The following is a 16548-nucleotide window of genomic DNA, read 5'->3' as shown; positions in this document are numbered from 1 at the left end:
GTTATTCACGCCCTTTGAATTTCTTCTACTATTAATTCTTGCGCGTTATGCATTAAATTTTTAATGTCCTGTTCTGTTAAAGGTTCGATCAATCTTGCACCACCAGCATGTTGGTACAATTCCTTTAAAATATCCTTCCATTCAGAAATGTCCCATTGCTCCATTAAATTCATCACCGATTCAGTCGCAGCAGTATGCTCATATGATGTTGTCGATTGATGTAACACGAGCTTTTGTACCCAACACATTGGTTCAATCCCATCCTCGGCTTCTCGAATAGTTTCTAGCCATGCATCAACTGTAGCATGTTCAAATAAAGATTGTGATTGTTCATCTATATTTTTCAAATGGAGTTCAACAACAGATGCGCCATACTCTTGACGATTAAGCATTAGTACTTCTTCACATTTTTTTAGTAGTTCATTTGCATGAAACACATTCGTACAATCCACCTCTACCGCGTTATAAACAACAGTAGATGTCGGCACAAATTTCAGGTCAGTAGAAGTTTGTGACAAGGTTACGTCATAGAAGCCCTTTATTCCCTGCTCTTTCCGATGTCGGCTTTGAATATTGCCTGGATAAACAATCGGTGGATTTTGATGTAAAAGTTGTCGTTTATGGATATGCCCTAAAGCCCAGTAATGATAGTTTTTTTCAAGAAGTTGATCTTTTGTGAAAGGAGCATAAACAGCATGTGAGGTATCGCTAGCCTCACTACCATGAAGCATACCAATATGAATAACATGCTGGTCCTGTGCAACAGGATAACTTTCAATCATTGATTTCGTTATATGACGGTCACTATAGCTGAAACCATAAATATTGATTTGCTGACCACGTATTTTTAATTGAACAACACTAGTTTCAGCTGGTAACTCATAAACATTGCTCGGTAAGGAAAAGCGGGTCCAAGCACCATTTAAATGATCATGATTACCATAGCTTAAAATGACAGGGATATTATGCTGAAAGAGTTTTTCCATAGCCTCTTGAAATCGTCTTTGTGCCTGTAAGCTACGATTTTCGCCATCATATATATCACCGACTATCAATAAAAAATCAGGTTTCTCCTGAATAGCCTTCTGAATAATTTTGTCAAAAGCTTCAAAAGTACTTGTACGAATCTTTTTAAAATTTTGTTCAGGCAAACCAAATAAGCCCTTAAATGGACTATCTAAATGTAAATCCGCCATGTGGAAAAAACGAATTGCTGACATCCAATCACCTCAAGTAATAATAAATAATTTACTTCTTTTTTCACTCGCAATGCAGTAAATAATTCAGCACATCGAAATTGATACTTCAATAATTACTAACCGCTATTTGTCTCATTTTTATAATGAGACATTCTTGAATCACGTCGAAACCGAATATTTGTTCTATTTTATCATACTTCACGCTAGATGAGAAATGTAATCAAAGAATATTCATTATTAGTATTGCCTTAAACTTTCCACAACTTTTATGATTTATCAAAATATTCGCTAGTTTTACCGTGAAGTTTATAAATCTTCTATGTATAATAGAAATATATTTAAGTAAAGGGTGGGGTTTGTATGGAGAATTATCGCTTTACAGCTTTTGAAAAAACTGGGGAAACTTTGTTTGATGAAACATGGACATTCGAAAACGATGAGGCTGCAAAAATCAACGGTTTACAACAAATAGAAGAAAAAGGTGTTGCCAACAAAACTCATCGTCTTGTTAACTCTTCAGGTAAATTAATTTTATTCCATGTCTAAAAATGGCTAGTAAAAGGCACGTAGTAAATTTTACTACGCGCCTTTTACTTTTAACAATTATTGAAAAGAAGTTAATTCATTTTCCTACAAAGGCAGGTGCTCTTTTCTCTACAAACGCATGGATTCCCTCTAAATGATCGGCCGTTTTACGCATCGCTGCTTGCCCCTCTGCTTCCATTGATAAAACACTCTCTAATTGCGGTAAATTTTGAGCATGTAGAATTTTTTTAGTCGTAATCATCGATGCAATTGGAGAAGCAAGCATTTTTCCAACTAGTTGGTCAGTAATTGCAAAAACAGTTCCATCTGGTGCAACGTAATCAATTAACCCTTCATCATGTGCTTCTGATGCAGTTAATACTTTACCTTCCCAAATCATTTGTTTAGCTTTGACAGTGCCCACACGTTCCTTCATAAAGAAATGACCACCACCATCAGGAATGAGCCCTATGCCTATGAAATTCATAGCGAGCTTACTATTTTCACATGCCACAACAATGTCTGCACCTAGCGCTAGACTAAATCCTAATCCAGCTGACGCTCCATGAACTGCTGCAATGACGATCATCGGTAGCTGATAATATGCCTTGACGATACGTGTTAAATAAACCATGGCCACATTAATATCAAGTGGCTTATTTGGATCTAGCATCGCTTTAATATCGCCACCTGCAGAAAAGACTTTTCCTTCCCCACGAATAACGAGAATTTGTATTTCTTGTTCTTGCTGTAGTGCTTCAAAGCATTCTGCTAGTTCACGCATCATCACATCGTCCATGGCGTTCATGGCATGTGGTCGATTTAAAGTTAATGTTGCACGGCGTTCTAATTTTTCTAATGTAATTGTTGAAAATTCCATCCCAATACACCCCCAAATATGAATAGTCATTCACTATGTACTATTCGTGCTTTTTTAGAAAACTCCTTCTATCCTACGCAAAATAGCACTTGATATGCTATATTTAATGACGAATATTGATTTAAAGGTGGTTAATGATTGTGACACAGAAAGACTATCGTGTATTACTTTATTATAAATATATAGCTATTGAAGACCCTGTAGCATTCGCAGAGGAACATTTAGCAGTTTGTAAAGAAATCGGACTTCTTGGTCGTATTTTAGTTGGATACGAGGGGATTAATGGAACGGTTTCAGGTACAGTCGAGCAAACTGATGCTTACATGAATCATATGAAGGCAGACCCCCGTTTTAGCGATATAATGTGGAAAATAGATGAAGTTGAAGGGCATGCCTTTAAAAAAATGCATGTGCGTCCTCGTAGAGAGATTGTACACCTTGGTTTGAACGATGATATTAATCCTTTAGAAATAACAGGAGATTATTTATCACCAAAGGAATTTATGAAACGTATGCAGGAGGATAATACGGTAATTATTGATGCACGTAATGATTATGAATATGACCTTGGACATTTCCGTGGTGCCGTGCGTCCAGATATTGAAAACTTCCGTGACCTACCTGATTGGATGGAGGCTCATAAAGAAGATTTTGATGGCAAGAAAATCTTAACTTACTGCACAGGTGGTATTCGCTGTGAAAAATTCTCTGGCTGGTTAAAACGTGAAGGCTATGGAGAAAGTGTTGGTCAGTTACACGGTGGAATTGCCACGTATGCTAAAGACCCTAAGGTTAAAGGTCAACTATGGGATGGACAAATGTTTGTCTTTGATCGACGTCGTAGTGTACCGATTAATCAGGTCGAGCATGTGATTGTCGGCAAGGATTTCTTCACTGGTGAACCGACAGAACGTTATACAAACTGCGCAAATCCTGAATGCCATAAATTAATGCTTTGTGAGGAAAAGCATGAGTCCTTCTATATGCGTAGCTGTTCAGACGAATGCCGCCGCGCAGAACGCAACTTCTTTGTTGAAGAGAATGGTTGGACAAAAGAGCAGATTGAGAAACAAATCGTTAAAATCGCTGAAGTTCAAAATTCTTCTTTATAAGAAAAAAGAGCATCATCCATTTGTGGTGATGCTCTTTCATATTTTTTGGTTACTCTTACTTGTCTGTAAAGGGTGAGTAATTGCGCGTTTACCTGAGCAGATATTTTTGGTTCCAAAGCATTTCCTACGGCACCCGATCACTTCCTCGGCTTACCCGAGCAATCTCCCCCTCACCAGGGCTTTCTATATCTCACTTAAATTTGTCTTCATTATCCTTTTGCCAAGTAACGCCCTACCTGTCTCCCACTAAATAAACACCCACCAACAAATGTCCCTTCTAAAGCACGGTAGCCATGTACACCGCCACCGCCAAAACCACTAACTTCCCCAGCTGCAAATAAACCGGGTACAGGCTGACCATCCATTCCTAACACAGCACCATTCAAATTTGTCTGTAAGCCTCCTAATGTTTTACGCGTTAAAATATTTAAACGTACTGCAATAAGTGGCCAATTTTGTGGATCTAATATTTTATGGGGCTTCGCAACGCGCACAAATTTATCACCAACATAGTTTCTTGCCCCATGAATAGCATTTACCTGTAAGTCCTTTGTAAATTTATTGTCCATTTCACGATCCCTTGCTATAATTTGCTCTTTTATTTTAATAAAATCAAGAAGGCTATTGCCAGCCAACTTGTTCATCCCTTCAACTAACTCCTTTAAATCATTAGAAATCACAAAATCCTCACCATGATTTTTAAATGCCTGGATGGGACCTGGAGCTCCTGGCAAAACACGTTTCAAAACATCACTAATACTTTTATTTGTTAAATCAGGATTTTGTTCAGAGCCTGATAATGCAAATTCTTTTTCAATAATTTTTTCAGTTAAAATAAACCACGAGTAATCATAACCTGTTTTTTGAATTGCCTCTAATGTGCTTAACGTATCAAAGCCCGGAAAATTTGGTGCTCCAAATCTATTGCCTTCTGCATCAAACCATAATGATGAAGGGCCAGGTAAAATTCGAATGCCGTGATTTGGCCAAATAGGATCCCAGTTTTTCAAGCCTTCTGTATAATGCCACATGCGGTCTCGATTAACGATACGCCCCCCTGCATGCTCGGTAATTTCTAACATTCTGCCATCTACATAAGCAGGCACACCACTAACCATATTTTTGGGTGGTGTACCGAGTCTAGCTGGCCAATTTTTTCTGATTAAATCAAAATTTGCACCTATTCCACCGCTAGCCACGATAACCGCTCCAGCTTCATAAGAAAATTCGCCAATGCCTAACCTAGAGCTTTTTTCACCGCGAATTGCATAGCTTTGAGCCAAAACTGTTCCACTAATCCCTGTGATCTTTCCACCTTGTAGAATAAACTCATCTACACGATGTCTAGGTTTAAAATCTATATATCCATCCTTTATGGCCTTTTTCACTTTTTCAACAAACGGTTTTACAATGCCTGGCCCTGTTCCCCAAACGACATGAAATCTAGGTACCGAATTTCCGTGGCCGCCTGCTAATGATCCTCCACGTTCTGCCCAACCGACGACAGGAAAAAACTTAATGCCCATAGATTTTAACCAACTATATTTTTCACCAGCTGCAAAGTCTACATAAGCCCTTGCCCATTTATACGCCCAGGAATCTTCATCCTCCAAGCGATCAAAGCCAGCCGTCCCTTGCCAATCCTGCCAGGCGAGCTCTTTACTATCCTTAATACCAAGCCTTCTTTGCTCAGGTGAATTCACTAAAAATATACCGCCAAAGGACCAAAATGCCTGTCCCCCCATTGAATTTTCAGGTTCTTGATCTACTAAAACAATTTTTTTCTTTGCATCCACTAACTCACAAGCAGCTACTAATCCTGCTAGTCCTGCACCGACAATTGCTACATCATACATCATTTTACGCCCCCTAAAAATCAATCTTAATTACTTACATTCTTCTCTAATTGATCGTTTACCTCCTACACATTGAAATTTTGACAAAAATGTGACAATAAATAATGTTCGCTTTCCTCCTCTAAACAACGAAAGTTCCCAACCGTTCAATCCATTTAATACCAGTTTATTCCCATATAATTTTCGGTCTCAAATATTTCTTAAACGCCCATGTAATCTGACTTAACATATATCGGTAGTGCTTTCATTGTCCTCCGCGAAAAGACGGACGATGAATAAAACAAAATACATCAATATTCGTATTTTGGTATTTTCCAGACTTTTAAAGTCACTATTTTTAATCTTTTTCAGAAATATTGTTGACAAAGGTGAACAATAAGGATTATGATGTTAACAAATTTAATCACACGAAAATATAACGACGGAGACATGCTAGTCGCAAGAAAATCCAAAGAGAGCTGATGGTTGGTGTAAATCAGTGATTTCTACGATAATAGTTCCACTCCTGAATAGATAAGCCGAACATCTCCAAAGTAAGCTTATCCGTCACATGCACGTTACGCATATTGCTAAGACTGCTAGAAATCTTTCAAGCAGTGATTAAGGGTGGTACCGCGAACCAATGTCTATACAGCCTTTCGCCCCTTACAACACAATCTTTGTGTTTGTAAGGCGCGAAAGGCTTTTTTATTGTTTTTTATTCTAGAAAGGAGATTGTTTGCATGCTGTAAGATATTTAGTTTTACAAAATTCAGACTGTTTCGTATATAAAGAACACTAAAATTTTTATTAAAAGGAGCTAATTACAAATGACTACTGCAACAAAAACAATTAACGTATTTATCGCTGACCCACTAAGTGAAGATGGTATTTTCCCACTACGACAAGAACAAGATTTAGACTTAAATATCATTGTCGATACTGGTCTTGCACCAGAAGAATTAATCGCAAAAATTGCGGATGTAGATGTTTTACTAGTACGTTCTCAAACAACAGTTACACGTGAAGTAATTGAAGCGGCTAAAAACTTAAAACTTATCGGACGTGCTGGAGTAGGTGTAGACAACATTGACCTAACTGCTGCAACTGAACATGGTATTATCGTTGTAAATGCACCAGACGGTAACACTAACTCTGCTGCTGAGCATACTATTGCAATGATGACTTCACTTGCTCGTCACATCCCACAAGCATTCAATACACTTAAAAATGGTAAATGGGATCGTAAATCTTATGTTGGGGTTGAGCTTAAAAATAAAACGCTAGGTGTTGTAGGCTTCGGTCGTATCGGTGTTGAAGTTGCTTATCGTGCAAAAGGTCAACGCATGAACGTTATGGCATACGATCCATTCCTAACAGATGAACGCGCTAAAGAGTTAGGCGTAACAAAATCAACAGTTGAAGAAATTTGTGCAACTGCAGATTTCATTACAGTACACACACCACTTCTTCCTGAAACACGCAACCTTATTAACAAAGAAAAATTCGCTATGATGAAAGATGGCGTGCGTATCATTAACTGTGCACGTGGCGGTATTATCAATGAGGATGATTTATATGATGCAATCGTAGAAGGTAAAATAGCGGGTGCCGCTCTTGACGTATTCGTATCTGAGCCAGCAACAGATCACAAACTACTTACTTTACCACAAGTAATCGCAACACCTCACTTAGGTGCATCTACAATCGAAGCACAAGAGTCTGTAGCTGTAGACGTTTCAAACGACATCATTAAATTCTATAAAACAGGTACTGTAACTAACCCAGTAAACATGCCATCTATTCCAAAAGAGTTGCTTGCGCAAGTCGAGCCATTCTTTGAATTAGCTGAAAAACTAGGTTCATTCTTATCTCAACTTACAACTGAGCCTGTAAAAGAAATCAACTTATCTTATGCTGGTGAAGTAGCAAATTATGATGTTCGTCCATTAACGTCAAACGCGTTAAAAGGCTTATTAGCTAAAAACCACGGTAATCATGTGAATGACGTAAATGCTCGCTACTTATCTGAACGAATCGGCATGAAAATTAATGAACATAAAACAACAACTGCTAAAGGCTTCACTAGCTTAATTACGATTGAAATTAAAACAGTGAACGAAACACACACAGTTGCTGGTACATTATTAAATGGTTTAGGTGCACGTATTGTTAAAGTAGAAGACTATGTTGTTGACGTTATTCCACAAGGTCACCTTCTTTACATTAAAAATACTGACAAACCAGGTGCGATCGGCCGTGTAGCAACAAAGCTAGCTGAAAAAGATGTAAACATCGCAACAATGCAAGTTGGTCGTGCACAAGTTGGCGGTACAGCTGTCATGATGTTAACAATCGACAATACTGTAACAGAAGAAGATTTAACATTCGTTGCAAAGCTTGAAAATATTGATGAAGTAAAAGCGATTAACCTATAATATATTGATGTATAAGCAGGGAGTACAAATACTCTCTGCTTTTTTTATTTTTGATGATTATCATCTTAACGTAGGGTTGATTACCGTTCCGACTGGGCGCTTTTATAGCCTCGCTCCAATTAACTAATATACATAGTATACGTTTCAACAATGTCATACCTACTTTTTAATGAGAAGCTTTTTTTTGGTAAAATGATACTTTTCAGAAAGTCACTCGTCTTTAAGGTAAAGGAGGTGCACATTTTGACGATTGAAGAGCTGTTTTACTTACATAATCAAACTATTTTTAAATACTTATACTACTTACTCAATGATGAGAAATTTGCGGAGGATTTCACACAGGAGACATTTGCCCGCTATTTAAAATATCAGCAGACAATCAAAGAAGGTGCCGAGCTCGCTTGGCTTAGGAGTACCGCACGTAATCTAGCCTACGATCATTACCGCCGGAAAAGACTTATTCAATTTGTACCGTTTTTAAACAAACATGAAGAGCTTGAACCAACATCACCACACCAATGGCTCATCCAACAAGAAGATGCAAAGACGCTTTATCTTGCAATTAGTAGACTTAAACTCACTTATCGAGATGTCATTATTTTACGTAAAATCGAGGGTTTATCCATTCAGGAAACCTGTGATGTTCTCGGCTGGAATGAAGGAAAAGTAAAAAACACATTAAAACGTGCACTTGTCGCATTAAAAAAGGAGCTTGGAGGTGAAATTGATGAAGAACAATGAGGAATCTTGGCAACATTTACGCGACCTCAAATTAACTAAGCAGCAGCAGGAAAAAATACTGCACAATATTACTACACCTACTACAATAGAAAAACGACCAATTAAAAAAGCTTGGAAAATGCCTGCAGTGTCTTTGTTATTTATCATAGTTCTTTCTATTTTAATGTTGTCCTTTATCCAAGGGCCGACTAACTCTCCACTGACAACAGATACAAACAAAACAATTGCTAAAGTTTATGTACACAACAATGAAAATAAAGAAATGTTTATCGCAAAAGATTCATGCCTTTATTTACCTCAGCAATGCTATACAAATAAGCAACTTTTAAGTCAGCTACAAGAACAAATGGAACATGCACCTTCAGTAGCAGTAACAGCTCAACAGTGGGAAGCTAATGGTTACTTTACGCCTCAAGATGTGTTGATTGTCTATTCTGATGGAACTCAAGAGAAATGGAAGGTGCTTAATAATGATACTTTCTTTAATGTCGTAACAGAACAAGCAATTCAACCTGACCATGCATTTGATTCACTAGAGTACTACTATGATAATAAACTTTCCATTAAGATTCTTATTGCAAATATCTTCTTATTGCTTATGCATTTCATACTATGGCTTGCAAAAAAAAGAATGCCTCATATTGAACGACGTTTTTTTGCTGCTACAGTTGAACATGCTATCGCCAACGCTATCATGTTAGTTTTGTTTGCAGGTATGTTATTCGCAATTTATTTATTGATGCATTCCATACACGCTACAATTATATATAGCTTATTTACGCTCTACTCTATTATGCAAATTTATTATCGTAAAAAAGCAGGTGAGCCCCGAGGCTACCTAGTAGCAAGTGCCGTTGTTCAACTATGTATTGCATTAGCTTTTTCATCGCTATATCTTGCAAATTATATACACTACTAGCTGTTCAATAAGTTATTGGACAGCTTTTTTCACAAAAAAGTATCCCAGAAACATTTCTGAGATACCATCTCCGAATTTGCCCAATGCAAGCCCTCACTTCAACGCTATACAAATATTTTTCGCTTCCGTGAAGAATTCTAAGCTATGGTGACCGCCCTCACGCCGGAGAGCGGCAGCTTCTGTGGGATGAGCTTGCGCTGAAAGCCCCTCTGGAACATATTAATTTTTGTCCAAAAAAAGTACTGATCCTCTAATGAATCAGTACATTTTTACTTATAGCTTATTTACAAGTTCTAATAATGCAGTTAAAGAATCAACCTCATATGTTGGAGTGACAACGCCATTTGGTACATTGTTTTCACGATTAATCCAAACGTTGCGCATACCTACACGAGATGATCCTAAAATATCAGTATTTAAGTTGTCTCCAACCATTACCGCATCGTCTGCTGTAATACTTGCTTTCTCCATAACATACTCGAAAATAGAGGCATCTGGTTTCCCTTTACCAAAGTCCCCAGAGATAATAATATGGTCAAAATATGGCGCGATTTCTGGTGTAATTTCCAGCTTTAAATTTTGTAGACTTGGTGCTCCATTTGTCAGTAATACGAGTTGATATTTTCCTTTTAGTTTATCTAATACATTAAAAGTATCTTCATATAAGAATTGAGCCACTTTACGCTCTGCAACAAAGCGTTCCCCTAGCTCCGCTCCTAGCTGTGCATCATCAATGCCAAGAGCTGCTAAGCCTTTTGTCCATGCTTCTGTACGATAACCTGGTACGATATTTTTCATTTTTTGGAAAGAATCTGTTGGATCATCGAATGTGCCCCAAAGTCCTTCGAATGAGTTAATGCCAATTAACACCGTATAATCATATGTTTCATAGCCTTCGTAAAGTGCACGTGCTTCTTTACGTACAGCTTCCTCTAGCTCAACCGGATTTACTTTATGTATAGTTGCTGCATATTCACACGTTTTCTCAAATGCTGTTTTGACGGACTTTTTATCCCATAATAGCGTATCATCTAAATCAAAAATAATTGTGTTAATTGACATTGTGTCAGCTCCTAGCTTCCTATTAGTATAATTATTTTAGCATATATTCAAAATATTTAGCATAGCGTTTTAGGCATTTTCGTGCTCAAGTTGGACAGTAAAATATAGGCTCACCACCATCTTCTAGTGATGAGCCTATCCCCAGCACTTATTCATTTTTGTGACTATTGATTTTTCTTACGCAATCTGTCCATTAAGCTTTGTATTTCGGCTTTTTTCTGCTCAGTTTCTTCTTTTAAAATTTCAATTTGATAGATGCCGTCAATTTCTTCAATTAGCACACGATCGCCAACCTGTACTGGTTTATTCATGGCAGATTGTAAAATGATTAGCTGTTCCTCTTCCTCTGGGTACTTCAAAAAAACTGCATATCCATCTTCAATACGGTCTAAGGTGTATTTAGTCGAGCTCACTAATAAGTTCCCCTTTCGCATTACGTAATTGTGCAGCATCCCCATCATTCAACCAAATTTGTTTCTTTGTCCATTTTAAATAATTTTGACCTTCTCGTGCATTTGAGCCACTTGTGACATAAATCGTTTTCCCTGGCTGCAATGTCACATTTGGAAAGTTAAAAACTTGATCCCCTTCAACTGATATAAGCTGCCAATCTTTTAAAGACACTGCTTCATTACCATTATTTTTAATGCCTACAATTTCTTCTATTAAATCCTTACTAACAATCTCAACACTTGCACTAGTTGTTTTTGGAGCTGAGACACTTGTACTAGTTGTTTTGGATGATGAGACACTTGCTCCTGACATTTCTTTCGAATTCACGTCATAGTTTACCCCATCTGTTGATACGATAACAGTCCCTGCTTCTGCAGTTGCGTAAATTTTACTGCCAATTGCTTGTAAACGATCAACTACTTCAGCATGAGGATGACCATACTTATTGCCCTCTCCATAGCTTAAAATCGTCACCTCAGGATGTACTGCCTGAATAAACTCCGCAGAGCTACTCGTGTTAGAGCCATGATGACCTGCCTTTAAGATTGTTGCTTTCACATCGCTCTGCATCATCTCTTTTTCTAACGCTATTCCCGCGTCAGCTGTTAATAAAAATGATACATTGCCATAAGCAATTTTTAAAACAATGGAAGCATCATTATTATCTGTTGCATTTTCATTGGCGTTTAACACCTTCACATTAATATCATCATCAAACGCTATACTATCGCCTGTTTTCGGAACATTATAAGGAATATTCTTCGTATCAATAAGTGTCAGCATTTCTTCAAAGGTTTGAGATGTATGTACCTTCCCTGAATCATAAAATTGCCCAATATCTATCGAATTTATCACAGGAATTAAACCACCAATATGGTCTGCATCAGGATGGGTTGCGACCACTATATCGATCTTATTCACACCAAGCTCTTTCAAATACGAAACAACCTCTTGACCAGCTCCTTTAACGCCTCCATCAACAAGTATTGTCTTGCCATTTGGCGATTCAATAAAAATTGAATCTCCTTGTCCTACATCAATAAAATGTACGCGCATTTCATGTCCTGCAGTGACAGATACTTTCTCCGTATTTAATGTTTCCGTACAGCCTGCTAATAAAAAAATACAAAGGAGCACTACTATTAATTTTTTCATTTACTAACTTCCTTTCTATTTTTCTATTATACAAAAAAGAGAGCTAACCATGGGCTGCTCTCTTTCGTCACCTGTCATTGTTCCGGTATTAATCCTTTCGCCATTTGTACGTAAGACTCAAAGATCCTCTTTGTTTTCATGCGAATAAAATAATAGGGTTCTTGCATTGCCTGTTGAACACTAATATTTTCATCTACTAATGATTCAACAACCGTAAAGTATTTGAGTAATTCAGGTTTATCATTTTCTTCTATTGCCCCTGACAATAAGATAGCCTGTACATTCGCAGATGTTGCAGCCTTAGCTACCCCCAATGGTGCTTTCCCATGTAATGTTTGACGATCCGATTTCCCTTCACCAGTAATAACAAATCCGGCACCTTCTAAATGTTTTTTTAACTGTACTGCATTCATCACAATCTCAATACCTGCATGAAAACTACCGTTTAAAAAAGCTATTAATGCGCCTCCCATTCCACCTGCAGCACCTGCCCCTTTGTAGTCGTGTAGTCGGATGTCGAATTGCTTTTCAACAAGGTCTGCAAATTGCTTTAAGCAGCTATCAAAATAAGCAATTTGATGTTCTTTTACACCTTTTTGAGGTCCAAAAATAGCTGTTGCCCCTCGCTCTCCAATCAATGGATTATCTACATCACAGGCAATAATAAATTTCGCTTCAGCCAATCGGGGATCTATCTGACTAACATCAATTAAAGCTAAATCTAAAAGTGCCGAAACCCCTTCAGCAATTAAAGTGCCGTCTTCTTTTTTTAATTGCAGTCCAAGTGCCTTTAACATGCCAATACCAGCATCATTTGTAGCACTACCGCCAATTCCGATAATAAATTCCCTAAACCCTTCATCAAGAGCAGCCTTGATTAGCTGACCCGTCCCATATGTCGATGCAAGCTCAGGATTTTTTTCCTTCTCCTGTAACAGCATAATGCCAGATGCTTGAGCCATTTCAATAACGCATGTTTCTTTATCACCGAGAACACCATACTTCACTTTGATTTCTCTGCCCAATGGGTCCAACACATGTTGTGAAATATACTGACCATCTGTTGAGGCAACAAGTGATTCTAGTGTACCTTCTCCACCGTCTGCAACTGGTAAAATGACTGTTTCAATCGATGGATCAACATCCAATATACCTGCTTGCATTGCACTAGCCACCTCGATGGCCGACAAAGTCCCCTTATAGGAGTCTGGACTAATAACGACTTTCATATTTTATACCCCCAATCATTTAAGTTAGGTGCTTTCAATCATTATAATTCAGACTAACAACATACTAGAGATTTATCGGAATGATTTTTAATTTTATCGGAATGTTTTCCAACTTTATCGGAACATTATCGAGATTTATCGGAATAAAAGAGACAATCTGAACATCACGTCAGATTGCCATCTTTTTTATGACTTATATAATTCATCTAAAAACTCGATTTTTTTACCGATCGCCTCTTCAAACGTCATGATGTAGGCAGCTGGATCCTTTGGATTATGGAACTGTGTAATCTTCCCTGTTTCAGGATGAACAAATTTAGAAGAGGCTCCACAGCCAATCCCTAAAATAGTCTGCACTTCTTCCATTATGACAATATTATAGATGCTTTCTTCACCAGCTTTACTGTAGCCGACATTTTCTAAATTGCCTAAAATATTTTTTTGACGATATAAATAGTATGGTGCATAATTATTTTCCTTCGTCCATACTTGTGCCATATGCATCATTTGTGCAACAGTATCACGGTCTGCTACCTTGTACTTATCTTTATTACGTGTCATTTCCGATGCACGCTTAAATGATAATGTGTGTACCGTTAAAGATTCTGGCTGCATTTTTGCAGATTCATCTAATGAATTCTGGAACTCCTCAATTCCTTCATTCGGTAAACCAATAATTAAATCCATGTTAATATTATTCATGCCTGATTCACGCGCTAACCAAAACTTATCAATTGTTTCCTGTACCGTATGATGACGACCAATTGCTTTAAGTGTTTCATCTGTATACGATTGTGGATTAACACTTATTCGGTCAATGCCCCATTTTTTTAATACTTCTAGTTTTTCAGGTGTAATCGTATCAGGTCTGCCCGCTTCGACAGTTACTTCACGGATTGTTTCAGGATGTGGGAAGGAATCATGCATCGTCTGATACAATGCATCCATTTCATGTGCCTCGATAGATGTCGGTGTACCACCACCCCAATAAATGGACGTGATTTTCATATTATTTTCCTTCAGCCATTTCCCCATTTCACGTAATTCTATATGCAGCCCATCTAAAAATGTAGCAACACGTCCTTGCTTTCGATTGCTGCCAATCGCATACGCTGGGAACGTGCAGTAAGCACATTTAGTCGGACAAAAAGGAATACCGATATAAATACTTATTTCTTCACCAATTTTATCTATATCAGGAATCGTCACTAACTGACGATCAACTATTTCATTTAGTAAAGCTACCTTTTCCTCAGACAAGCGGAAATCACGGATAAGAATATCAGCAATTTCTTCCTCGCTCTTACCTTCCTTTCGGAATTTATGGTAAAGCTTAGTTGGGCGCACTCCCGTTAAAATTCCCCATTGCTGATGCATTCCCGTATGTTGCTCTAACACATCTAAAAATACGTGAGACAAAGCACGCTTCATACGAATATTTAGCTCACGTCCTTCAACCTCAGATTCGTATTGAATACGATAGTCATTCGTATAACGCTTACCGTCAACCTCAAGTGCAGCTTTTGTAGAAATCGAAAAATCATCCCCAACGTTATATTCGAATGATACTGCCATATCTGTTCCTTCAGACTCCACTTTTAGCTTGGAATCCTCAAAAAATAAATTCGCAATATGATTTAATACGCGAATCCAATCCTCAGGATATTTTTGATCTATGTGAATAAATTTCATTTTCTTCGCTCTTTTCTCTCAAAAATTACAGCACCAATAGTTTAACAAATTTTCATAACGATAAGCAAAGCCGCAATTAATAACAGAACATTCTGTCATTTACAAGAAAAATCCATTTTGAAAAATTTTCAAAATGGACTCTTATTTTTTATCTTTCAATAACTGCATTTGTTTTGAATTTTTCTTCTTTTACTTTAAGAGTTTTTCTTAATTCCATACTTATTTTCTCCAAGTTTTCCATATCAGGCATAAAATAAGAAACTGTGCCGATATACTGATCTTCTCCTTTTATTTCTAATGTTTTAGTAGATATGTTTTTGGAATTTAAATATTGCTTTTGGAGAGCGTAGATTTCATTAGAGTTTAAATCTGTTTCTACGTTTTTCCCTAAAATATCTGCAATTTGACCAATTTTAAATATTGTATTCGTCGATTTTGCTTGATTAATTGTTGCAGTCAAAAATTGTCTTTGTCTTTCTTCGCGAGAGTATGAAGCATTAACAGCTCTTTTTCTCATTCTTACAAATGCAAGTGCCTCTTCCCCGTTTAAATGTGCCTCACCTTTATGAAATTCAATTCTTTTTTTATCGTAAAAATTATCTTCCCAGAAATCTTCTTTTACGTCTATTGTTACTCCGCCTAAAGCATCGACAATATCTCTAAAGCCATCAAAATTCACTGCAATAAAGTTATCTATCGGTATATTAAGGAATTTTTCAACTGTCTCTAATTGAAGTTTAATTGCCCCATAGCCTGTAATTGACCCGTAATTATAAGCGGCATTGATTTTATGTATACCTGTATATTCCCCTGCATTTTCTATTTTAACTCTTGCATCTCGAGGTACTGTAATTAGGTTAATTTCAGATGTATCCGGATCCAACGTAATGACCATTTGCGTGTCTGCTCGACCATCCTTCGTCTTACTAGAATAATTTTCAATACCTAATAATAGAATTGAGATAGGATCTTTTGAAAATGAAACATCCTCTTCCCTAAGATCTGATTTATTTCCTTCTCTATTTAAGTCGATCTTTGAACTATCATAGGCATTTTTAAATTTAACAAACGCATAAGTTCCATAACTAGTTACACTTAACAATAAAATTATGATTACTAGTAAGGTTATTTTCATTACTTTATTCTTAGGTTTCGCTTTTTTAGAGCTCCTTGTTTTTCTTTCCACATTAAATCCTCTCTTCTATTTGAATTCCTGAAGTAAAGTCATTCTCTTCTTGAATAAGACGATGATCGCCCTCTCAAGTTTCCTTAAATGATTATATCTGGAAATAAATTTATTTAGAATCC

14 protein-coding genes and 1 other annotated feature are annotated in these 16548 nt (G+C 37.2%); of the genes, 5 read left to right on the top strand and 9 right to left on the bottom strand.

The annotated features are described in order from the left end of the window. Nucleotides 1-5: 5 nt before the first annotated feature. Nucleotides 6-1220 (bottom strand): metallophosphoesterase family protein, encoded by a 1215-nt coding sequence (locus ACFVT8_RS15800; RefSeq protein WP_387083456.1) that lies wholly within the window; start codon nucleotides 1218-1220, stop codon nucleotides 6-8. Between the two features lie 339 nt (nucleotides 1221-1559). Between ACFVT8_RS15800 and ACFVT8_RS15795 the strand changes: the two genes are divergently transcribed. Beyond that, a complete protein-coding gene (locus ACFVT8_RS15795; protein ID WP_132364027.1) occupies nucleotides 1560-1745 on the top strand; it encodes a YhzD family protein in 186 nt (61 codons plus the stop codon). A 76-nt stretch (nucleotides 1746-1821) separates the two neighbouring features. On the opposite strand, the gene ACFVT8_RS15790 is transcribed toward ACFVT8_RS15795, so the two are convergent. After that, the gene (locus ACFVT8_RS15790; protein ID WP_387083455.1) at nucleotides 1822-2604 is read right to left on the bottom strand and encodes an enoyl-CoA hydratase; all 783 of its coding nucleotides are present in this window, start codon (nucleotides 2602-2604) and stop codon (nucleotides 1822-1824) included. A gap of 140 nt (nucleotides 2605-2744) precedes the next feature. Between ACFVT8_RS15790 and trhO the strand changes: the two genes are divergently transcribed. Beyond that, entirely contained in the window at nucleotides 2745-3716 is a 972-nt protein-coding gene (gene trhO / locus ACFVT8_RS15785) for an oxygen-dependent tRNA uridine(34) hydroxylase TrhO (RefSeq protein WP_387083454.1), read from the top strand. A 209-nt stretch (nucleotides 3717-3925) separates the two neighbouring features. Here trhO and ACFVT8_RS15780 read toward each other — a convergent pair whose 3' ends face one another. Then, complete coding sequence (locus ACFVT8_RS15780; protein WP_387083453.1) at nucleotides 3926-5575, bottom strand: FAD-binding dehydrogenase; 1650 nt, start codon at nucleotides 5573-5575, stop codon at nucleotides 3926-3928. Between the two features lie 406 nt (nucleotides 5576-5981). After that, nucleotides 5982-6221, top strand: a binding site (T-box leader). A 160-nt stretch (nucleotides 6222-6381) separates the two neighbouring features. On the opposite strand from ACFVT8_RS15780, the gene serA reads away from it, so the two are divergent. From serA to ACFVT8_RS15765, 3 genes are all read left to right on the top strand, one after another. Next, complete coding sequence (gene serA / locus ACFVT8_RS15775) at nucleotides 6382-7989, top strand: phosphoglycerate dehydrogenase (protein WP_387083452.1); 1608 nt, start codon at nucleotides 6382-6384, stop codon at nucleotides 7987-7989. Nucleotides 7990-8232: 243 nt separating this feature from the next. Beyond that, entirely contained in the window at nucleotides 8233-8730 is a 498-nt protein-coding gene (locus ACFVT8_RS15770; protein ID WP_387083451.1) for an RNA polymerase sigma factor, read from the top strand. Further along, a complete protein-coding gene (locus tag ACFVT8_RS15765; protein ID WP_387083450.1) occupies nucleotides 8717-9649 on the top strand; it encodes a hypothetical protein in 933 nt (310 codons plus the stop codon). Before ACFVT8_RS15770 ends, ACFVT8_RS15765 begins: the two co-directional genes overlap by 14 nt. A 273-nt stretch (nucleotides 9650-9922) precedes the next feature. Here the strand turns inward: ACFVT8_RS15765 and ACFVT8_RS15760 are convergent, their stop codons facing one another. From ACFVT8_RS15760 to ACFVT8_RS15735, 6 genes are all read right to left on the bottom strand, one after another. Further along, the gene (locus ACFVT8_RS15760) at nucleotides 9923-10711 is read right to left on the bottom strand and encodes an HAD family hydrolase (protein ID WP_387083449.1); all 789 of its coding nucleotides are present in this window, start codon (nucleotides 10709-10711) and stop codon (nucleotides 9923-9925) included. A 164-nt stretch (nucleotides 10712-10875) separates the two neighbouring features. Continuing rightward, the gene (locus ACFVT8_RS15755) at nucleotides 10876-11124 is read right to left on the bottom strand and encodes a DUF3006 domain-containing protein (protein WP_387083448.1); all 249 of its coding nucleotides are present in this window, start codon (nucleotides 11122-11124) and stop codon (nucleotides 10876-10878) included. Beyond that, nucleotides 11111-12319, bottom strand: coding sequence for an MBL fold metallo-hydrolase (locus tag ACFVT8_RS15750; RefSeq protein WP_387083447.1), 1209 nt, complete (start codon nucleotides 12317-12319; stop codon nucleotides 11111-11113). The genes ACFVT8_RS15755 and ACFVT8_RS15750 overlap by 14 nt, the downstream gene beginning before the upstream one ends. 74 nt (nucleotides 12320-12393) lie before the next feature. Next, nucleotides 12394-13548 (bottom strand): glycerate kinase, encoded by a 1155-nt coding sequence (locus ACFVT8_RS15745; protein ID WP_387083446.1) that lies wholly within the window; start codon nucleotides 13546-13548, stop codon nucleotides 12394-12396. Nucleotides 13549-13734: 186 nt separating this feature from the next. Beyond that, nucleotides 13735-15240 (bottom strand): coproporphyrinogen III oxidase, encoded by a 1506-nt coding sequence (locus ACFVT8_RS15740; protein ID WP_387083445.1) that lies wholly within the window; start codon nucleotides 15238-15240, stop codon nucleotides 13735-13737. Between the two features lie 148 nt (nucleotides 15241-15388). Continuing rightward, complete coding sequence (locus ACFVT8_RS15735) at nucleotides 15389-16426, bottom strand: LCP family protein (RefSeq protein WP_387083444.1); 1038 nt, start codon at nucleotides 16424-16426, stop codon at nucleotides 15389-15391. Nucleotides 16427-16548: the final 122 nt, after the last annotated feature.

It is taken from the genome of Lysinibacillus sp. NPDC058147 (genome assembly GCF_042884205.1).
Lineage (GTDB): Bacteria > Bacillota > Bacilli > Bacillales_A > Planococcaceae > Lysinibacillus.
This window is presented reverse-complemented; position numbering and strand designations above follow the sequence as displayed.